Raw genomic sequence first — 18,449 nt, 5'->3', positions numbered from 1 at the left:
CGGACGCGATCCGCAGCGGACCGATCGGGTGGTTCATCAGAACGTCCGGTTACGGTCACCGCCCGCCCCCTCCGTCACGTCCTCCACCGCGCCCGTCCCCCTCCCCCTCCCTCTCTCTCCACCACGTCCTCCACCGCCCCCGTCCCCACTCCCTCCGCCGCCCCGTCCATCAACCCGTCCACCGCCCGGAATCCGGGCAAGACGATACGTATCGATTCGCCGGGCATAGGATCTGCCGCATGGCACCCCACAAGGCTCCCGACTCCAGCCGTCGCAGCGACCGCTCCCGCCGGGCCATCTACGACGCCGCCCTCGCCCTCGTCGGGGAGGCCGGATATCCCCGTACGACGATCGAGGGCATCGCCGCCCGCGCCGGGGTCGGCAAGCAGACGATCTACCGCTGGTGGCCCTCGAAGGCCGCCGTCCTGATGGAAGCCTTCCTGGACATGGCGGCGCGCGCCGCCGAGGAGGCGGGACCGGGGGCGGGCGGCGGTGAGCAGGGCATCCCGGACACCGGGGACCTGGCCGCCGACCTCAAGCTCGTCCTGCGCGCCACCGTCGACGAGCTGAACGACCCGCTGATGGAGGCCCCCACCCGGGCGCTGACCGCCGAGGGGATCGTCGACGCGCGACTGGGCGCCGAATTCGTCGAAAAACTGCTCGATCCGCAGCTCGCGTTGTATGTCACACGGCTGCGGGCCGCCCAGGAGGCCGGGCACCTGCGCGCCGACGCCGATCCGCGGATCGCCCTGGAGCTGCTCATCGCCCCGTTGACCCACCGCTGGCTGCTCAGGACCCTTCCCCTGACCCACGCGTACGCCGACGCGATCGTCGATCTCACCCTCGGCGGGCTGACTCCCCGGCCTTGATCCTCATCCGCTATGTGGTGACATCGGGCGTGATGGTGCTCACTCGGTGCGGTGGTACGCGGCCCCGCTGGTGAACTCTGGCCACCCGAGCCGCCGGATGGTGCGACGATGGATGGGCAACGCTGAGGTGAAATGCTGAGGTGAGGGGATAGATGGGCGCCGATTCCGGCCGCTTGCGCGGCACAGAGAGCAGGATCTCCCAGTGGCTGCGGCGACGCCCCAAAGCACCGGGGGCCGAAGCCGAGGGGACGGCCAGAGTGGCGCTGCTCCTGGCGGTCGCCGACGCGGGCATGCCCATCGCCCCCGCCGCCCACCCCCTCGGATACCGATGTTCGTGCGAGCGCATCGGCTGTCCCACCCCCGCCCGGCACCCCATCTCCTTCGCCTGGCAGACGCAGTCGACCACCGACCGCGGCCAGATCGAGCGCTGGGCCCGCAGCCAGCCGCTGGCCAACTTCATCACCGCGACCGGCATGATCCACGACGTGCTGGACGTCCCGCTCACCGCCGGCCGCAGCGCCCTGGAGCGCCTTCTCGCGGCGGGCATCGACGTCGGCCCGGTCGCCCAGTCCGGCGAGGACCGGATGCTCTTCTTCACCGCCACCCGCGGCACCCCCGAGGACGAGGACGAGTGGTGGCCCTGTGAGCTGGACTGCCACCCCGAGACCATGGACGCCCACCCGGGCCTGCGCTGGCACTGCCGCGGCAGTTACGTACTCCTGCCGCCCGCCAGGCTCCCCGGCGAGCTCGACGTCCACTGGGTGCGCGGCCCCGAGCATGAGCTCCCCGACCCGCTGACGCTGTTGGAGACGCTCACCGACGCCTGCGCGCGGTACGCGGGCAGTGCCGAGCAGAGCGAGCTGGACCACGACTCGATCGCCTGGCCGCTCAGCCGCTGAGCCGTCGAGCCGTCGAGCCGTCGAGCCGTGAAGTGGCGGGGCGGGGGCGGGGCGTTCTCGAGCGCCCCTTACTCGCCCTTCGCCCTGCTCGCTCTCTTCGCCCTGCTCACCCTGCGCCTCACTCGCCCTTCGCCGCGACCAGACCCGGCAGCCGGTTCAGCACCCGCACCCTGCCGCCGGCCCCGGAGCCCTCCCCGCGCTCGGGGACCTGGACGAGCTGGCTGGAGACCCGCTCCTTGGTGAGGCTGTTCGTGACCTCGCCGGTCATCAGCGCCTTGACGTCCGCGTTGACCTCCGGCTTCAGGCCCTTCGCCGCGACCTGCCGCTCGAAGTGCTTGCTGCTGAAGAAGACCAGCGCCCCGCCGCCCTCCGTGCGCAGGCCCAGCGGCCCGAACGCGCCGCCGGCCAGCGGCTGGTCGACGTACTGGTAGGAGAACCCGGCCCGCCGGGTCGTGCGCCGCGTCTCGCGCCACCCCGAGGTCGCCGTGCCGGGGGTGAAGACGTCCGGGGCGCCCTTTTGCAGGTACTCGGTGTACGAGGTGCTCAAGTCGGCCGGAGCCACGGCCAGTTCACCGTCACGCGGCTCCACCGGAGTGGCGAGCCCGTCCTCGTCGAGGGTGAACTCCGGGACCTGGGAAGGCGGGACGACTGCGAGGTAGGACGCCTTCCACAGCGCGTCGGGGCCACTCCGTACGAACGCCACCAGCCAGCGGGTGTCCAGCTTCCCGCCGTCCTCGTCCCGGTTGGAGTCGGTGTTCGCCAGGAACCAGCGCGGCCAGCCCGCCTTCTTCGGGATGACGTAGGTCGTGTCCGTCAACTCCAGGGGCTGGTGGGCCTTGTTGCCGTCGGGGTTGTACGTCCGCCGCGCCTTCAGCCCCGCCTGGTTGATCGCCCCGAGCGAGCCCGTCACCCGGTCCGCGTCCAGCGCCGGATCGTACGCCTTGTCGGCCGCGTTGTAGGCGTCGGTGAAGTCCTTGAGGGCCTGGGCGGCCTCCGACTCCGACGCCCCCGGCAGCACTTCCCGCTCGCCGTGCACCGTCACGCAACCGCTCGCCGTCAGACACAGCACCGCCGCCGTCGCGATCCCCGCCGCCAGCCGACCCGGATTCCTGGGGCCCTTCGTTCGGATCATGCCGGGCCCGCGGGGTCCGGTGCGCACTTTCCCGAGCTCTCGGCTTCGCTCGAGCAGGGAGGGGCCCCCTCCCGCGTTGTCGTCAATCACCGTGGCCCCGCCATGCCTCAGTCCTCCGCCTTGCAGCCGCACGCACCGGACCCCGCTCCCTGATCCGGCCTGATCCAAACGAAAGACCCTGGTCATCCGTTGCTCTGCGCCTTCTGCATCCGTCGCCCGCACTGACCGTCGAAACCCTACCGGGGCCGCGTACGGCGTGCGGGCGCGGAGGTGGATACCGCACCCACAACGTGACCTGGGAGCCCGGGACTCAGGACTGGGCGGGGTGGCGTACGGGGACGACCATCGGCGTCCCCGTACGCGGATGCGGGAACACCTCCACCGGCTGCCGGTACACCTCGCCGAGCAGTTCGCCGCTGAAGACCTCCTGCGGCGGGCCCACCACCGCGACCCGCCCCTCGTGCAGGACGGCGGCCCGGTCCGCGTACGCCGCCGCGAGACCCAGATCGTGCAGCACCACCACCACGGCGTCCCCGGCGGCGGCCCGCTCCCGGCAGATCCGCAGCACCAGCTCCTGGTGGCGCAGGTCCAGGGCGGCGGTCGGCTCGTCGAGCAGCATCAGCGGGGCCCGCTGCGCCAGCACCCGGGCGAGCGCCACCCGGGCCCGCTCACCGCCCGACAGCGCGGAGAACGGGCGGCCGGCGAACCGGGTCACCTCGGTGGCCGCCATCGCCGCCGCCACCGCCGTATCGTCCTCGTCCTCCAGCGCCGTACCGGCCCACGGGGCGCGCCCCATCCGTACGACGTCCTCCACCGGGAACGGGAACGACAGCACGGCGGCCTGCGGCAACACCGAGCGACGCAGGGCCAGTTCGGGGGCGGACCAGGCTCCGGCCGGGCGGCCGCCGATCCGCACCTCGCCGCTCCCGGCGGCCAGATCGGCGGCGAGCGCGGCCAGCAGCGTCGACTTGCCGGCCCCGTTCGGCCCGACGAGCGCCACCACCTCGCCGGCGTGGGCGGTCAGGTCGACGGAGTCCAGCACCTGCCGCTGCCCCAGCCGGATCGAGAGCCCGGCGGCCTCGACGGCGGGGGAGCCGGGGGTGAGAGGCGAGGGCAGCTCCCGGGTGCGCACCGCGAACAGGTCTCTCAGCGTCCTCATGCCCAACCACCTTGCTTACGACGGGTCCTGCGCAGCAGCCAGAAGAAGAACGGGCTGCCGAAGAGCGCGGTCAGCACCCCGAGCGGCAGCTCGGCGGGGGCGGCCACGGTCCGGGCCGCGAGGTCGCCCGCGACCAGCACCAGCCCGCCGCCCAGCGCGCTGCCCGGGATGAGGAAACGGTGGCCCGGGCCGTTCGCCATCCGCAGCAGGTGCGGAACGAGCAGGCCGACGAAGGCGATGATCCCGGCGACGGCGACCGCGGCGGCCGTCAGCAGCGCCACGACGAGGACCAGGATGATGCGCAGGCGTTCGACGTCCACGCCCAGATGGCGGGCGGGCCGCTCGCCCAGAGCCAGCAGGTCCAGCTTGCGGGAGGAGAACGGGGCGATGAGCAGCCCGGCCAGCGCGCACGGCAGCACCGCGAGCACCTTGGGCCAGGTCGCCTGGGAGAGCGAACCGAGCTGCCAGAAGGTGATCTGGGTGATCTGCGCGTTGTCCGCGAAGAAGATGAACAGCCCGATCAGCGCGCCCGCGAAGGCGTTGACGGCGATACCGGTGAGGATCAGCGTCACCACCTCGGTCCGGCCGCCGGAGCGCGAGAGCGTGTAGACGAGCAGCACGGTGGCCAGACCCGAGACGAACGCGCAGACGGTGATGGTCCAGTTGCCGAAGAAGCTCAGCCCCAGCGCGATCGAGGCGACCGCGCCGACCGCCGCGCCCGCCGAGATCCCGATCACGGCGGGCTCGGCCAGCGGGTTGCCGAACACGCCCTGCATGAGCGCGCCCGCGCAGCCGAGGGAAGCGCCGACGAGCAGCGCGAGGACGACCCGGGGGAGCCGGACGTTCCACAGCACACTCTCCCCGACCCGGTCCAGCGGCTGACCGCCGAGCCCGACGCGGTGCTGGACGGAGGCCAGGACGTCACCGATCGGGATGGAGTACGCGCCGATCGCGGCGGAGAGCAGACAGCCGGCGAGCAGGGCCACGGAGAGCCCCACGGCGAGCACGAAGGCTTTGCTGCGCGGGGACTTGGGGGCGACCTCGCTGTGGTCGGCCGCGCCGCCGGGAGCCTCCTTGGCGAGTGGGTCCCCGGTGCGTTCCTCGTACGAGGTGGTCACTGGCCCTTGCCGCCCTTCGGGTACAGCTGCTCGACGATCTCGGCGAGCACCCGGTCGGTGCGCGGGCCGTAGTTCAGCAGCACGCCGTCGTCGATCGTGACGACCCGGCGGTCCATCCCGGCCGGGGTCTCCGCGATGCCGGGGATCTTCACCAGGCCGTCCATGCCGCCCACCGAGTCGAGCCCCTTGCTCATCAACAGGATCGCGTCGGGCGCCGCCTTGGCCAGCGCCTCGCTGGTGATCGCGGTGAAGTCCTTCTTCAGCCCGGACGTCTTGCCGGCGTCGACCGCGCCCGCCGCCTCCAGCAGCGAACTCGCCCCGGACTCCGCGCCGCCCAGCAGATACACGGAGGCCGACCCCCGCAGATAGAGGAAGGCCACCCGGGGCTTCTCGCCGTCCGCGTGGTCCGGGATGGTCTTCTGCACGGCCGCGATCCGGGATTCGGTGCGGGTCTTCAGCTCGCTCCCGGCGGCCGGCACGCCCAGCGCCTCGGCGACGGTGTCGATCCGGCGGCCGACGTCGGCCAGTTCCTTGGCGGGCTCGACGACGACCAGCGGGATGCCCGCGTCGCGGATCTGGTCGATGGCCTCGCTGGGACCGGTCGTGGTGTCCGCGAGGACGACGGTCGGCTTCAGCGAGAGCACGCTCTCCGCCGAGACGTCGTGGGCGCGGGTCACCACCGGGAGCTTCTCGGCCTGTTCGAAGGTGGCGGTGATGTCCCGGGCGACGACCTGCTCGCCGAAGCCGAGGGTGAAGACGATCTCGCTCAGCGACCCGGTGAGCGGCACGATCCGGTCGGTGGAGTCGACCGTGACCTTCTTGCCGTCCGCCGAATCGATCGTCACCGGCAGCTTCGGCGCGGGCGCGGCGGCCAGCGGCTCGACCCGGTCCGCGTCGGCCGAGCCCTTGGCGGCGGCCTTCGGCGCGGAACCGTCGCCTCCGCCGCAGCCCGTCAGGACGAGGGCGAAGGCCATCGCGGCAGTGAGGGCGGCGCCCGCTCGGCGGCCGCGGACCGGGCGACGGCCGAAAGCCGGCCGTCCGCTGTCCGGGCCCTGAGAGGCGAAGTCCTGCGAGATGCGCACGGGGCACCGTCCTGTCGTTCTGCGGAGTGCGATGGGGTGGTTCGGCGGGTGGTTCTGTTGCTTCGGGTGGTTCGGTGGGCGGTTTCGGCGGGTGGTTCGAGTGCTTCAGGTGTGACGGATGTGTCGTTCGCGTGGAGGCGGCGGAGGGGTTCCGGCACGGGCTGGGAATACCTTAGGTTAGCCTTACCTGCGCATCTAGCCCTCGGAGGGGTCCCTCATGCTGTCGTCCAGATCGGCCCGCGCGCTCGCCGTCGCGCTCCTCGCGGTACTGGTGGGAGCCCTGCTCCCCGCCGCCACCGCGCAAGCGGCCAGCCGCACGGTGCAGGGCGGACGACTGGACTGGGGCATCAAGTCCTCCTTCCAGAGTTACGTCACCGGCCCCATCGCCCAGGGCAGTTGGAGCCTGACCGGCGGCGCCGCCACGGTCGGCGGCAGCCAGTTCCGCTTCCACTCCGCGAACGGTTCCTACGACCCGGCGACCGGCGCCTTCAGCTCCGGCTTCTCCGGCGGGGTGCACTTCACCGGCCACGAGAAGGCCGACGGAAGCAACGAGCTCGACCTCACCATCAGCCGCCCCACCATCAGGATCAACGGCGGCAGCGGCACGCTCTACGCGGACATGGTGAGCAAGGAACGCGGAACCGGCAAGGTCTCCAACCGCTCCCAGGTGCCGCTGGCCACCCTCGGACTCGGCGGGATCGACATGAAGGGCGGTTCCACCCCCATCGCCCTCAGCAACGTCCCCACGACGCTGACCGCACAGGGCGCGTCCGCCTTCGCCGGCTACTACACCGCCGGCACCCCGCTCGACCCGATCAGCCTCTCCGTGGACACCCAGGGCGCCCCGGCCGAACCGAAGCCGGCCCCGTCCGAGAAGAAGGACGAGGGCGCGAAGAAGGACGCCGAGAAGGACAAGGAAAAGGACAAGGCCGACAAGAAGGCCGAGAAGGAGAAGGCGGGTCGCTTCGAGGACGCCGCCGTCGACTGGGGCGTCCGCCGCACCTTCCGCGAGTACGTCACCGGCTCCATCGGCCAGGGCGAGTGGACGCTGGCGGACGGCGCGCAGGACGGCGGGGCCCTGTTCCGCTTCCCGCAGGGCAAGGGCACGTACGACGCGAAGAAGCAGACCCTGGAAGCCGGTTTCAGCGGCAGCATCCGCTTCACCGGCGCACACGACCTCGACCTGAAGTTCGCCGCCGTCTCGGTGGCCGTGACCAAGGGCGAGGGCACCCTCTCGGCCGACGTCACCAGCGAGGGAACCACCCGTAAGGACGTCCCCCTGGTCACCTTCGAGGCCAAGGACTTCGTGCCCGAGAACGGCGTCGCCGTCCTCACGGAGGCCCCCGCCACCCTCACCGAGGACGGGGCCAAGGCGTTCGCCTCCATGTACAAGGCGGGCACCGCGATGGACCCGGTCTCGCTCGCGGTGGCCGTGGACGAGAAGGCCGAGCTGCCCGCGCTCCCCGACCTCGGCAGCGAGCCGACAGCCGCCGCCGACCCCACGGGGAAGCCCTCGGCCGAGCCCTCCGCCGAACCGGTCGCCGCCGCCTCGGACTCCGGCCCGGGGGCCGGCACGTACGCCGCGATCGGCGGCGGTGTGCTGCTGCTCGCCGCGGCCGGGGCGTTCTTCGCCCTCCGCCGCCGAGGGACCGGCGCCACCGCCTCCGGGGGCCCCGACGCCCCCGCTCCTCCGACCTCCTGACGCCCCGTGAGCGCCTTAACGTTCCCCGCCCCCTCCCCCCACGCCTCTCTCCCGCCCCCGTTGCTCTAGGAGACCCCTCGACATGGCAGCAACCCGTCGCCCCATAGCCCTCGCCGCAGCCGTCGCCACGGCCGCAGCCCTGGGCGCGACCTTCGCCCTACCGGCCGTCGCGGCCGACTCCCCGGCGGCGCCGCCCGCGGCTGATTCGCCGGCCGCGCCGCCGGCGGCCGACTCTCCGGTGGCGCCGCCCGCGGCCGATACGCAGGGTGCGCGGCCCGTGGCCGACTCCCCGGTGGCGCCGCCCGTCGCCGACTCCCAGGAGCCGCCCGCGGCCGCTCCGCCGATCGAGCTCGTGGACGGCAAACTGGAGTGGGGCGTCCTGAAGCGCTTCCGCGACTACGTCGTCGGCAGCTTCGCGCAGGGCACGGTCTCCACCGCGGACGGCGCCCAGCAGGCCGCCGGCAACGGGGTGTTCACCTTCAGCGGTGGCACGGGCACGTACGACGTCGAGACGCACGCCTCCAAGGCCGCTTTCAAGGGCAGCGTGCGATTCGAGGCCCACCACGGGCTCCTGGACATCCGGCTGAGCGACGTCAAGGTCGGTACGGGCCGTCAGGCCGGGACGATCACCGCCGACTTCACCAGCAAGAAGCTGGACGGCACCGTCGTCACCAAGGACGACGCCGTCATCGCCGACCTCGACATGAGGGCCGTCAAGCAGAGCACGGGCAAGGACGGCGCGATGATCTTCGCCGCCATCCCCGCCAAGCTGACCGCCGCCGGCGTGGACGCCTTCGGGGGCAACTACCCGGCGGGGACCCCGCTCGACCCGGTGACGCTCTCGGTCAAGCCGGCCAAGCCCATCGACCCGCCCATCGACCCGCCCGTCGACCCGCCGGTCGATCCGCCGGTGGACCCCCCGGTCAAGCCTCCCGTGAAGCCCCCGGTCAAGCCGCCGGTGAAGCCGCCCGTCAAGCCCGCCCCCGCCAAGCCCGTCAGCGGCCCGGTCGTCGACGGCGCCCTGGACTGGGGCGTCAAGGAGAAGTTCCGCTCGTACGTCGTCGGGCCGCTCGCCCACGGCAAGATCGAGACGAGCGACGGCGCGACCTCCCACGCGGACGGCTACCGCTTCAACAAGGCCACCGGCCGACTCGACGCGGACAAGAACACCCTCACCGCCGCGTTCAAGGGCAAGGTGCGCTTCCTGGGCCACGAGACGAACGGCGCGTATCAGCTCGACCTCTCCCTCAGCAACCTGAAGGTCGACATCAAGGGCTCCACCGGCAAGCTCATCGCCGACGTCCTGACCACGGAGCGCCCGGCCAAGGGGAAGCCGAAGGGCGGGTTCAAGGAGTTCACCGCCCTGACCTTCGCCGACCTGAAGGTGCCCGCCGGCGCGCTCGCCGCCAAGGACGGCATCGTGAACCTCAAGGGCATCCCGGCGACCCTCACCGAGGGCGGCTCCGAGGCGTTCAGCCGCAGCTACCTGAAGGGCGAGAAGCTCGACGCCCTGAACGTCGCGGTCTCGCTCGACGAGGACGCGCAGCTCCCGGCCCCGGGCGGCTCGACCGGCGGCTCCGGCTCGACCGGCGGCTCGGGCTCCACGGGCGGCTCCACCACGGGCGGGTCCACCACGGGCGGCGGCACGGTCGGCGGTGGCGGCACGGTGGGCGGCGGTACGGTCGGCGGTTCCACCGGCGGTTCCACCGGCGGTACGGTCGGCGGCTCCGGCGCCCTGGCCGCCACCGGCTCCAACGTTCCGACCGGCGCCCTGATCGGGGCCTCCGGCGTGATCGTGGCGGCCGGCGCCGGTGTCGTGATCGCGGCGCGCCGTCGCCGTAACGTCACCGCCTGACCGACCCGCACCATCAGCACGACCCGCACGACCCGCACCATGTGAACCACTCGTAGGGCCGTACCCGCCGGTACGGCCCTACGGCTGTTCCCGGGCGGTGCTTGAATGCCCACGTGAACCACTACGACGTACCCCGTGGCATCGACGTCCTGCGGGTGTTCTGCGGACCGGACGGCCGCCACGGCAACGCGCTCGGGGTCGTACGGGACGGGCGCGGCCACCCCGATGACGCGTCCCGGCAGCGGCTGGCCCGGCGACTCGGCTTCAGCGAGACCGTGTTCGTCGACGACCCGGAGCGCGGCCGGGTGGACATCCACACCCCCGGGCAGCGGTTGCCGTTCGCGGGGCGTCCACTGGTCGGCGCGGCCTGGCTGCTGGACCTGGAGATCCTGGAACTGGCCCTGGGGGACGTGTTCGCCCGCCAGGACGGGGAGTTCACCTGGATCACCGCCCGCCCCGAGTGGGCCCCGCCGCGCACGCTCCAGCAGTACGCGACGGCCGCCGAGGTGGCGGCCCTGCCGGGACCGCCGCCGGGGGAGGGCGGGCGCTACGCCTGGGCCTGGGAGGACGAGGCCGCCGGGCGGGTGCGGGCGCGGGACTTCCCGGGGCGCGGGGAGGGCGTCGTCGAGGACGAGGCGACGGGGGAGGCGGCCATGCTCCTGAGCGCGCGGCTCGGCCGGGCCCTGAACATCAGACAAGGACGCGGCTCCCAGATCCTCACGGCGCCCGCGCCGGACGGCACGGTGGAGGTGGGGGGCCGCGTCCTGATGGCCGCCCGGGACCGGGCCCCGGGCGGCACGAGCATGACGACGACAGCGACAGGGGCTACGCGCTGAGCGGGAACACCTCGCCCAGCTCCCGGAAGACGGCCGTGTTCAGCGAGAAGGCGCGCTTGCACTCCTCCACGATCCGCTGCTTCTCCAGGTCGTCCGCGTTCACCGCGTCCAGCAGCTCGCGGTAACCCCGCTTGAAGGCGGCCGGGTTGGTGATCTCCTCGAAGACGTAGAACCGCACGCCGTCGCCCTTGCGCTCGAAGCCCCAGGTCTTCTCCGCCTTGTCGCGGATGATCTGGCCGCCGGAGAGGTCGCCGAGGTAACGGGTGTAGTGGTGCGCGATGTACCCGGCGGGCCAGGTGCGGGCGCACTCGGCGACCCGGGCGGCGTACGCGGCGGTGGCGGGCAGCGGCTCCAGGCCCTCGCGCCAGTCGGCCCCGCGCAGGTGCGCGAGGTCGCGCTCCAGCTCGGTGGAGCGCATCAGCTCGGGCTGTATGAAGGGCCCCGCGACCGGGTCGTTGCGCAGAGCCTCCGCGCCCTCCTCCAGCGCCCGGTACACGAACCACAGCTGCTCGGTGTAGCGCGTGTACGCGTCCACTCCCAGCCGCCCGCCCAGCAGGTCACTCATGAAGGTCGAGGTCTCGGCCTCGGTGTGCTGCTCGTGGGACGCGGTGCGGATCAGCGTGGAGAAGGGAGTGACGGTGGCGGTTGCGTCCAAGGCGGGCCTCCGGGGCCGAGGGGGACGGGAAGTCCAGAAAGAAACGGAAAAGAGTGAGGAAAGAGGCGAAAACACCGGCAGGCGACCGCCGCGGTGATGCGGGCGGCGCGCGCCGGTACGCCCGATCCTCCTACTTAGGCTTACCTAAGTCAACTGGTTCCCGACTGTCTGTCGGTAAAAAAATACGCCCCGAGGGCCCGAGGTGGGCGGTTAGGGATGATTAAGGGTGATTGATGACGAGGGGGCCGGTGACTACGGAAGGGTGAGGATCTCCGCCCCGGTCTCCGTCACGACCAGCGTCTCTTCGAACTGCGCCGTCCGCTTCCGGTCCTTCGTCACCACGGTCCAGCCGTCCTCCCACAGGTCGTACTCGTGGGTGCCCAGCGTCAGCATCGGCTCGATGGTGAACGTCATGCCCGGCTGCATCACCGTGGTCGCGTTGGGGCTGTCGTAGTGCGGGATGATCAGACCGGAGTGGAACGAGGAATTGATCCCGTGCCCGGTGAAGTCGCGCACGACCCCGTACCCGAACCGCTTCGCGTACGACTCGATGACCCGGCCGATGACGTTGATCTGCCGCCCGGGCTTCACCGCCTTGATGGCCCGGTTCAGCGACTCCCGGGTGCGCTCCACGAGCAGCCGGGACTCCTCGTCCACGTCGCCGCAGAGGTAGGTGGCGTTGTTGTCGCCGTGCACGCCGTTGATGTACGCGGTGACGTCGAGGTTCACGATGTCGCCGTCGCGCAGCACGGTGGAGTCCGGGATGCCGTGGCAGATGACCTCGTTGAGCGAGCTGCACAGCGACTTCGGGAAGCCCCGGTAGCCGAGGGTCGAGGGGTACGCGCCGTGGTCGATCATGAACTCGTGCGCGACCCGGTCGAGTTCGTCGGTGGTGACGCCCGGGGCGATGTGCTTGGCGGCCTCCTCCATCGCCTGAGCGGCGATACGGCCGGCGATCCGCATCCGCTCCACGGTGTCGGCGTCCTGGATCTCCGGGCCGGTGTACGGCTTCGGGGCCGGCTTCCCCACGTACTCGGGGCGCCGGATGTTTCCGGGTACGGAACGGACGGGAGTGATCTCCCCTGGTACGAGAAGCGACTGGCCAGACATGCTAGCGAGTCTAACCAGCGACCTCGGGGCACCATGGCGATAAGGAAAGGAGCCGTCGATGGCCCTGTTCAAGAAGCGCACGGTGGGCAAACCGGGCGAGTGGTACTACTGCCTGGAGCACAAGAAGGTCGAGGAGGGCCCCGAGTGCCCCGCCCAGAACCGGTTCGGCCCCTACACCTCCCGCGAGGCGGCACAACACGCGATGGACACGGCCCGCGACCGCAACCTGGAGTGGGACACGGACCCGAAGTGGCACGACGAGGACAAGGGCGACCGCCCCAACCGCCCGTCCGGCGGCACCTCCAGCCCGTCCGGCGATTGAGGACGCCTTTGAGCCGCGCCGCCGCTTGAGGCCGTACCTCCAGCCCCTTGGGCGCTTGAGGCCGCACCCCCAGCCCGTCCGGCGTTTGAGGCCGCACTCCAGCCCCTCCGGCGCTTGAGGAGCGGGGTACGGGGCGGAGCCCCGGGACCCGGGCCACCCGGCCCGCCCCGGGTCACCCCTCCACCCGGGCCTCCCGCCTCCGCACCGCGTCCTCATCCGTCTCCGAGTCATACCGCACCAACTTCGGCAACGCCGCCGTCAGCAGCACCACCGACGCCACACACGCCACCCCGCCCGTCCAGATCGCCGACCGGGTCCCCGTCCAGCCCGCCATCGCCCCGGCCCGCACCTGCCCCAGCTGCGGCCCCACGCTGTACGAGAGCACCTCGATGCCCGCCAGCCGCCCCCGCAGCTCCTCCGGAATGGTCTGGTTCCAGATGGTCGAGCGCCCCAGCCCGCTCAGCATGTCCCCCGCCCCCGCCACGCCCAGGCACAGCAGCACCACCCACACGCTGGAGAACCAGCCCGCCGCCGCGATCGCCAGCCCCCACACCGCCGCCCCGAACACCACGAACAGCCCGTGCCTGCGCACCCGGGACGTCCAGCCGCTGGTCAGCCCCAGCACCAGCGAGCCCACCGAGCCCGCCGCGTACATCAGCCCCAGCGACCACTGAGCGTCCAGCTCGTCCGCCAGGAACGGGAAGATGGTGTTCGGGAAGGCGAAGAACATCGCCGCCAGGTCGATCGCGTACGTCCCCAGCAGCACCGGCCGGCTCCAGGCGTACCGGGCCCCCTCCACGATCCCGCGCAGCGACGGCTTCGCCGCGTCCCTGGCGGGCGGCGCGGGGGAGAGCCGCAGACAGAGCAGCACGGAGGCGGCGAACGTGCACACCGTCACCGCGTACGCCGTGCCGTGACCCGCGTACGCCACCACCAGCCCGGCCAGCGCCGGGCCCGCGATCGCTCCGATCTGCCACCGCAGCGAGTTCAGGGCGGCCGCCGCCGTCTGCTGGGCGTGCGGCACGATCCGGGCCATCAGGGAGTCCAGCGCGGGCCGCTGGAGCCCGGCCAGGGCGGCGACCCCGCCGGCCACCACGTACAGCGGCCACAGCAGCGGCTCCGGCAGCAGGGCGTTCACCAGCAGGATCGCGGCGAGCACGCCGAGCCCGGCCTCGGTGAGCAGGATGACCCGCCGCCGGTCCACGGAATCGGCGAGCGCACCGCCGTAGAGACCGAAGAGCACCAGCGGCACCAGCTCCACCGCGCCCATCGCCCCGACCGCGAGCGGCGAGCCGGTGAGGTCCTTGATCTGGAGCGGCAGCGCGATGAGCGCCATGAAGCTGCCGAAGTACGTGATCAGCCCCTGGACCCACAGCAACCGGAAGTCGGGCGAGGAACGCCACGGCGAGAGGTCCGGCAGCAGGGCGCGGAACCGCGACGGGGGAGGGGCGGCGGGGGAGTCGGGAGAGCCAGGGGACCCGGGAGAGTCGGGAGAATCGGGAGAGGCAGGGGGAGCTTCGGTCACGAAGGGCCATGATCGGCACTACCGGGCGCTCCGGGCAAACCGATTTCGCCGGGCCCGCTCCGGACCGAGCCACCACGGGCCGGGGCACGGGCCCCCACGGACCAAGGGCCGAGGCAAAGGCCCCCGCCGACCACAGGCCGGGGCAGAGGCCCCGCCCCCGCCTCACCACCGCCCCGCCCTCGCCTCACCACCGCCCCGGCGGCGGCTCCGTCAGGCGGTCCGCGAGGCGGGAGAGCCGGTCCCGGAAGGTGTGGCCGCCGCGCGCCGCCGGCCTGCCGTTCTCCCCCGCCGCCGCGCTCACCAGGTGCTGCACGATGTCCAGGTCCACGTCGTCGTCCCCCGCGACCACCAGCGACTCGTGGGCCAGCCCGCCGACCTCGGGATCGCCGCCGCCCAGGGCCAGCACCCGCGCCCCGGCCCGCCGGGCGTCGTGCACCCGCTCCAGCAGCCCGCCGCCCGGCCGCTCCGGCGCGACCAGCAGCACCGTCTCCCCCCGCCCCGCCGCCTCGATCCGCCCCAGCCCGACCGCCAGATGCGCGGGATCGCCCGGCTCCACCCGGTGCCGTACCAGCGTGGGCGTCAGCTCCGGCAGCCCCGACCAGGTGGACTCGTCGGCCAGGTGGGCCGCCAGATGCCACGGCTCGTACGCCTCGGTCCCCACCAGCAGGAGCCCGCCGCCCCGGGTCCCCCGCCCCCGCGGACCGCGCCCCGGCGACCCGCCTCCCTCCGGTACGAGGGACGAGCGCAGCGCCAGCGCGAACCGGCGGGCGGCGGCCGGCCACTGGGTCCCGGCCAGTACGTCACGGAGCAGGGCGACACGTACGGCATCCATGGCCCGGCATCCTGCCCCCGCACCCCGCCCGGCGGGACGCCTGTCCCCTCGGCTCACCCGAAAGGGGGACCGCCGGAGAGCCGGCGGAGGACCGTACGGCGAGGGAGACCGCAGGCCCGCGGGACGGGATTCCGGGCGCTACCTGGCAGTAGGGTCGGCCCATGACTACACAGGACAGCGGCAGCGCGCCCAAGCCCCCCGCCAAGGACCCCTGGGACCTCCCCGACGTCTCCGGCCTGAGCGTCGGCGTACTCGGCGGCACCGGCCCCCAGGGGCGGGGCCTCGCCTACCGGCTCGCCCGCGCCGGACAGCGGGTCACCCTCGGCTCCCGGGACGCCGGACGCGCCGCCGCAGCGGCGGCGGAGCTCGGCCACGGCGTCGAGGGCGCGGACAACGCGGAGTGCGCCCGGCGCAGCGACATCGTGATCATCGCCGTGCCGTGGGACGGCCACGCCAAGACCCTGGAGTCCCTGCGCGAGGAGCTCGCGGGCAAGCTCGTCATCGACTGCGTCAACCCGCTCGGCTTCGACAAGAAGGGCGCCTACGCCCTCAAGCCGGAGGAGGGCAGCGCCGCCGAACAGGCCGCCGCCCTGCTGCCCGACTCGCGGGTCACCGCCGCCTTCCACCACCTCTCGGCGGTGCTGCTCCAGGACGAGTCGATCGAGGAGATCGACACCGACGTCCTGGTCCTCGGCGAGGCGCGGGCCGACACGGACGTCGTGCAGGCGCTGGCGGGCCGCATCCCCGGGATGCGCGGCATCTTCGCGGGCCGGCTGCGCAACGCCCACCAGGTCGAGTCGCTGGTGGCGAACCTGATCTCGGTCAACCGCCGCTACAAGGCCCACGCCGGACTGCGCACCACCGACGTCTGACCTGCCGCGCACCACGGAGAGCTCCCCGAGGCGGGGCACAACGGGGCATGGGGGACACTGGACGCGACCGCGACCGTTCCCCGACAGGAGCCGCCCCCCATGCCCCGCCTCGCTCTCTACGCCCTCGTCGTCTGCGCCCTCGCCGTCACGGCGGCCGTGGTCTCCTTCGTCCAGGGCAGCCTGCTCGGGATCATCTGGGTGCTGGTCGCGGGGCTCTCGTCGAACATGGTGTGGTTCTACGTGCGCAAGCAGCGCATGGAGGCGTCCGCCGACGCCGGCTGAACCCTCCCCGCCGCACCCTTCGTGGGCCCTCCGCCGTTCGGGTCGAGGGCCCTTCCCCGTGGGCGCGCCCCCGGAGACCGGACGCCGCCCGGGGCCGACCATGTGACGGCCGCGCCACGGCCGTGGCGCGGCCGACGAGGGAGGACCGCGTGGCAGACGCGAGGGACGACGGGGCCCGGGACAACGGGGCCCGGGACGAAGGGGCCCGGGGCGACGGGGCCCGGGGCGACGGGGCGCGGGGTGACGGTCGGGGGTCGACGGTACGGGCGGACACCGGGGCGAGGGGCTTCCTCGGGGAGGTGCGCGACGCCGTCTCCACCCGCTCCGCGCTCGTCATGCTCGGAGTGCTCCTGCTCCAGCTGGGCTTCGCCCTCTCCTACATGGGCGCCTTCCACGCGCCCAAGCCGCACCAGGTGCCGATCACCCTCGTCGCGCCGCCCGCCGTCGAGCGGGACCTTGTGGCCCGCCTCGACGCGCTGCCCGGCGACCCCCTCCACGTCACCCCCGTCGCCAACCGTGCCGAGGCCCGGGCGCGGCTGCTGGACCGGAGCACCGACGCCGCGCTCGTCGTGGACCCGGCAGGGCGCACCGACACCCTGATCGTCGCCTCGGCGGGCGGCCCTTCGGCCACCACGGCGGCCACGGAGATCCTTCAGGAGGTCGCCCGCGCGCAGGACCGCGCGATCGTCGTCCGGGACATCCGCCCACCCGCCGCCGGCGACTCGCGGGGCCTGTCGTCCTTCTACCTCGTCCTCAGCTGGACCATCGGCGGCTATCTCGCCGCATCGGCCCTGAACATGGCGGCCGGCTCCAAGAAGCCCACCCTGCGCCGCACCCTGGTCCGGCTGACGGCGATGCTGCCGTACGGCCTCGTCTCGGGCATCGGCGGCGCGATCATCGTGGGCCCGGTGCTGGACTGCCTGCCGGGCGCGTTCTGGGAGCTGGTCGGCATCGGCGCCCTGGTGGTGTTCGCCTCCGGGGCGGTGGGCGTCGCCCTCCAGTCGGTGGCGGGGACGGTCGGCCTGGGCCTGACCATCCTGATCTTCACGATCCTGGGCAACCCCAGCTCGGGAGGGGTGTACCCGTCCTCGCTGCTGCCGCCGTTCTGGAGCGCGATCGGCCAGGCCCTGCCGCCGGGAGCCGGTACCACGGTGGTCCGCAACACCGTCTACTTCGACGGCAACGCCACCACCGGGGCCCTGTGGATCCTCGGCGCGTGGGCGTTCGGCGGGGTGGCGGTGGCGATCCTGGCCGCCGCCCTGCGCGAGGGGCGGCGGTCAGGACCCCGTACGGAGCCCGCGACCGCCGCCGTGTGAGGGCGCGCCGCGGGCTCAGCCCACCGCGCACACCGGGTTCTGCTCGTCGAAGAACGCCCGCCAGAAGCGGTAGAGGTCATAGCCGCAGTACCGCTGAGCCCCGTCGACGCCCAGGCCGCGCAGCAGCGCGTCGATCCCGTCGAAGAACACGATGTTCACCCCGGGGATCCACAGGATGGCGAACACGGCGATGAGCCCGAACGGCGCGATCGGCTCCACCTGACGCCGGATCCGGTACGAGAGCCAGGGCTCGATCACGCCGTAGCCGTCCAGCCCCGGGATCGGCAGGGAGTTCAGGATCGCCGCCGTGACCTGGAGCATCGCCAGGAACGCCAGCGCGTACCGGAAGGCGAGCGGCACCCCGTCGAGCGCGTCCAGCCAGAACGGGGCCGTGCAGACGATCGCGAACGCCACGTTCGTCAGCGGGCCCGCCGCTGAGATCAGGCTGTGCTTCCAGCGGCCGTGGATCCGGCCCCGCTCGATGTAGACGGCCCCGCCGGGCAGCCCGATCCCGCCCATGATCACGAAGAGGACCGGCAGCACGACGCTCAGCAGCGCATGGGTGTACTTGAGGGGGTTGAGCGTCAGATAGCCCTTCGCCCCGACCGAGAGGTCCCCGCTGTGCAGCGCCGTGCGGGCGTGCGCGTACTCGTGGAGACAGAGCGAGACGATCCAGGCCCCGGTGACGAAGAGGAAGACCGCGAAGCCGGTGGCGCCCGCGAAGCCCGTCCATACGGCCCAGCCCGCGACGGCGGTGACGGCGGTGATCCCGAGGAAGACCGGGCTGATCCTCCGGTCCCCGCGGGTGGCTGCGGTGGTCATCGGCATGCAACTCCTGGGGCTGGGCTGGGCTGGGCTGGGCTGGGCTGGGCTGGGCGGGACG

At 72.8% G+C, this 18,449-nt stretch carries 18 protein-coding genes; 9 read left to right on the top strand and 9 right to left on the bottom strand.

The window, feature by feature from the left end:
* The first annotated feature begins 239 nt into the window (after positions 1-239).
* Together ACLJPL_RS01280 and ACLJPL_RS01275 are read left to right on the top strand one after the other, a co-directional pair.
* Positions 240-869 (top strand): TetR/AcrR family transcriptional regulator, encoded by a 630-nt coding sequence (locus ACLJPL_RS01280; protein ID WP_411078761.1) that lies wholly within the window; start codon positions 240-242, stop codon positions 867-869.
* Positions 870-1,021: 152 nt separating this feature from the next.
* Positions 1,022-1,768: a bifunctional DNA primase/polymerase gene (locus tag ACLJPL_RS01275; RefSeq protein WP_411078760.1), complete on the top strand. Its 747-nt coding sequence runs from the start codon at positions 1,022-1,024 to the stop codon at positions 1,766-1,768.
* 118 nt (positions 1,769-1,886) lie between these two features.
* Here the strand turns inward: ACLJPL_RS01275 and ACLJPL_RS01270 are convergent, their stop codons facing one another.
* The 4 genes from ACLJPL_RS01270 to ACLJPL_RS01255 all read right to left on the bottom strand — a co-directional run bounded on the left by ACLJPL_RS01270 (position 1,887) and on the right by ACLJPL_RS01255 (position 6,259).
* Positions 1,887-2,900 carry a hypothetical protein gene (locus ACLJPL_RS01270; protein ID WP_411078759.1) on the bottom strand — a complete coding sequence of 338 codons (1,014 nt, stop codon included), beginning with the start codon at positions 2,898-2,900 and terminating at the stop codon, positions 1,887-1,889.
* 310 nt (positions 2,901-3,210) lie between these two features.
* Entirely contained in the window at positions 3,211-4,059 is an 849-nt protein-coding gene (locus ACLJPL_RS01265) for a heme ABC transporter ATP-binding protein (RefSeq protein ID WP_411078758.1), read from the bottom strand.
* Entirely contained in the window at positions 4,056-5,177 is a 1,122-nt protein-coding gene (locus tag ACLJPL_RS01260) for a FecCD family ABC transporter permease (RefSeq protein ID WP_411078757.1), read from the bottom strand. The genes ACLJPL_RS01265 and ACLJPL_RS01260 overlap by 4 nt, the downstream gene beginning before the upstream one ends.
* Positions 5,174-6,259 (bottom strand): hemin ABC transporter substrate-binding protein, encoded by a 1,086-nt coding sequence (locus ACLJPL_RS01255; RefSeq protein WP_411078756.1) that lies wholly within the window; start codon positions 6,257-6,259, stop codon positions 5,174-5,176. The genes ACLJPL_RS01260 and ACLJPL_RS01255 overlap by 4 nt, the downstream gene beginning before the upstream one ends.
* Before the next feature lie 217 nt (positions 6,260-6,476).
* Here ACLJPL_RS01255 and ACLJPL_RS01250 point away from each other — a divergent pair, with 217 nt between their 5' ends.
* From ACLJPL_RS01250 to ACLJPL_RS01240, 3 genes are all read left to right on the top strand, one after another.
* Entirely contained in the window at positions 6,477-7,961 is a 1,485-nt protein-coding gene (locus tag ACLJPL_RS01250) for an HtaA domain-containing protein (RefSeq protein WP_411078755.1), read from the top strand.
* An 82-nt stretch (positions 7,962-8,043) separates the two neighbouring features.
* Positions 8,044-9,816 carry an HtaA domain-containing protein gene (locus ACLJPL_RS01245; protein ID WP_411078754.1) on the top strand — a complete coding sequence of 591 codons (1,773 nt, stop codon included), beginning with the start codon at positions 8,044-8,046 and terminating at the stop codon, positions 9,814-9,816.
* Positions 9,817-9,929: 113 nt separating this feature from the next.
* The gene (locus tag ACLJPL_RS01240; RefSeq protein ID WP_411078753.1) at positions 9,930-10,652 is read left to right on the top strand and encodes a PhzF family phenazine biosynthesis protein; all 723 of its coding nucleotides are present in this window, start codon (positions 9,930-9,932) and stop codon (positions 10,650-10,652) included.
* Here the strand turns inward: ACLJPL_RS01240 and ACLJPL_RS01235 are convergent.
* Positions 10,642-11,307 carry a heme oxygenase (biliverdin-producing) gene (locus tag ACLJPL_RS01235; RefSeq protein ID WP_411078752.1) on the bottom strand — a complete coding sequence of 222 codons (666 nt, stop codon included), beginning with the start codon at positions 11,305-11,307 and terminating at the stop codon, positions 10,642-10,644. The genes ACLJPL_RS01240 and ACLJPL_RS01235 overlap by 11 nt on opposite strands.
* Before the next feature lie 252 nt (positions 11,308-11,559).
* On the bottom strand, positions 11,560-12,417 hold the full coding sequence (gene map, locus ACLJPL_RS01230) for a type I methionyl aminopeptidase (RefSeq protein WP_411078751.1): 858 nt from the start codon (positions 12,415-12,417) through the stop codon (positions 11,560-11,562).
* A gap of 58 nt (positions 12,418-12,475) precedes the next feature.
* Here map and ACLJPL_RS01225 point away from each other — a divergent pair, with 58 nt between their 5' ends.
* Positions 12,476-12,739, top strand: a complete 264-nt coding sequence (locus tag ACLJPL_RS01225) for a hypothetical protein (protein WP_411078750.1) — start codon at positions 12,476-12,478, stop codon at positions 12,737-12,739.
* Positions 12,740-12,911: 172 nt separating this feature from the next.
* On the opposite strand, the gene ACLJPL_RS01220 is transcribed toward ACLJPL_RS01225, so the two are convergent.
* Both ACLJPL_RS01220 and ACLJPL_RS01215 read right to left on the bottom strand, forming a co-directional pair.
* Complete coding sequence (locus tag ACLJPL_RS01220; RefSeq protein ID WP_411078749.1) at positions 12,912-14,264, bottom strand: MFS transporter; 1,353 nt, start codon at positions 14,262-14,264, stop codon at positions 12,912-12,914.
* 184 nt (positions 14,265-14,448) lie between these two features.
* Positions 14,449-15,096 carry a hypothetical protein gene (locus ACLJPL_RS01215; RefSeq protein WP_411078748.1) on the bottom strand — a complete coding sequence of 216 codons (648 nt, stop codon included), beginning with the start codon at positions 15,094-15,096 and terminating at the stop codon, positions 14,449-14,451.
* Between the two features lie 161 nt (positions 15,097-15,257).
* Between ACLJPL_RS01215 and npdG the strand changes: the two genes are divergently transcribed.
* The 3 genes from npdG to ACLJPL_RS01200 all read left to right on the top strand — a co-directional run bounded on the left by npdG (position 15,258) and on the right by ACLJPL_RS01200 (position 17,566).
* Entirely contained in the window at positions 15,258-15,968 is a 711-nt protein-coding gene (gene npdG, locus ACLJPL_RS01210) for an NADPH-dependent F420 reductase (RefSeq protein ID WP_411078747.1), read from the top strand.
* A gap of 99 nt (positions 15,969-16,067) precedes the next feature.
* Complete coding sequence (locus ACLJPL_RS01205) at positions 16,068-16,250, top strand: hypothetical protein (protein WP_411078746.1); 183 nt, start codon at positions 16,068-16,070, stop codon at positions 16,248-16,250.
* 299 nt (positions 16,251-16,549) lie between these two features.
* A complete protein-coding gene (locus ACLJPL_RS01200) occupies positions 16,550-17,566 on the top strand; it encodes a DUF3533 domain-containing protein (protein ID WP_411079431.1) in 1,017 nt (338 codons plus the stop codon).
* Between the two features lie 15 nt (positions 17,567-17,581).
* On the opposite strand, the gene ACLJPL_RS01195 is transcribed toward ACLJPL_RS01200, so the two are convergent.
* On the bottom strand, positions 17,582-18,388 hold the full coding sequence (locus ACLJPL_RS01195) for a site-2 protease family protein (protein ID WP_411078745.1): 807 nt from the start codon (positions 18,386-18,388) through the stop codon (positions 17,582-17,584).
* Positions 18,389-18,449 lie beyond the last annotated feature (61 nt).

Origin of the sequence: Streptomyces sp. cmx-18-6 (assembly GCF_046548915.1) — a bacterium.
Lineage (GTDB): Bacteria > Actinomycetota > Actinomycetes > Streptomycetales > Streptomycetaceae > Streptomyces.
The sequence above is the reverse complement of the archived record's forward strand: the minus strand, read 5'-3'. Positions and strand labels throughout refer to the sequence as shown.

Bases quoted from the DNA above. Each gene is read 5' to 3' on its own strand.
- ACLJPL_RS01250 (WP_411078755.1), top strand. From the start codon at position 6,477: ATGCTGTCGTCCAGATCGGCCCGCGCGCTCGCCGTCGCGCTCCTCGCG.
- map (WP_411078751.1), bottom strand. From the start codon at position 12,417: ATGTCTGGCCAGTCGCTTCTCGTACCAGGGGAGATCACTCCCGTCCGT.
- npdG (WP_411078747.1), top strand. From the start codon at position 15,258: ATGACTACACAGGACAGCGGCAGCGCGCCCAAGCCCCCCGCCAAGGAC.
- ACLJPL_RS01225 (WP_411078750.1), top strand. From the start codon at position 12,476: ATGGCCCTGTTCAAGAAGCGCACGGTGGGCAAACCGGGCGAGTGGTAC.
- ACLJPL_RS01215 (WP_411078748.1), bottom strand. From the start codon at position 15,096: ATGGATGCCGTACGTGTCGCCCTGCTCCGTGACGTACTGGCCGGGACC.
- ACLJPL_RS01245 (WP_411078754.1), top strand. From the start codon at position 8,044: ATGGCAGCAACCCGTCGCCCCATAGCCCTCGCCGCAGCCGTCGCCACG.
- ACLJPL_RS01275 (WP_411078760.1), top strand. From the start codon at position 1,022: ATGGGCGCCGATTCCGGCCGCTTGCGCGGCACAGAGAGCAGGATCTCC.
- ACLJPL_RS01205 (WP_411078746.1), top strand. From the start codon at position 16,068: ATGCCCCGCCTCGCTCTCTACGCCCTCGTCGTCTGCGCCCTCGCCGTC.
- ACLJPL_RS01265 (WP_411078758.1), bottom strand. From the start codon at position 4,059: ATGAGGACGCTGAGAGACCTGTTCGCGGTGCGCACCCGGGAGCTGCCC.
- ACLJPL_RS01195 (WP_411078745.1), bottom strand. From the start codon at position 18,388: ATGACCACCGCAGCCACCCGCGGGGACCGGAGGATCAGCCCGGTCTTC.
- ACLJPL_RS01280 (WP_411078761.1), top strand. From the start codon at position 240: ATGGCACCCCACAAGGCTCCCGACTCCAGCCGTCGCAGCGACCGCTCC.
- ACLJPL_RS01270 (WP_411078759.1), bottom strand. From the start codon at position 2,900: ATGATCCGAACGAAGGGCCCCAGGAATCCGGGTCGGCTGGCGGCGGGG.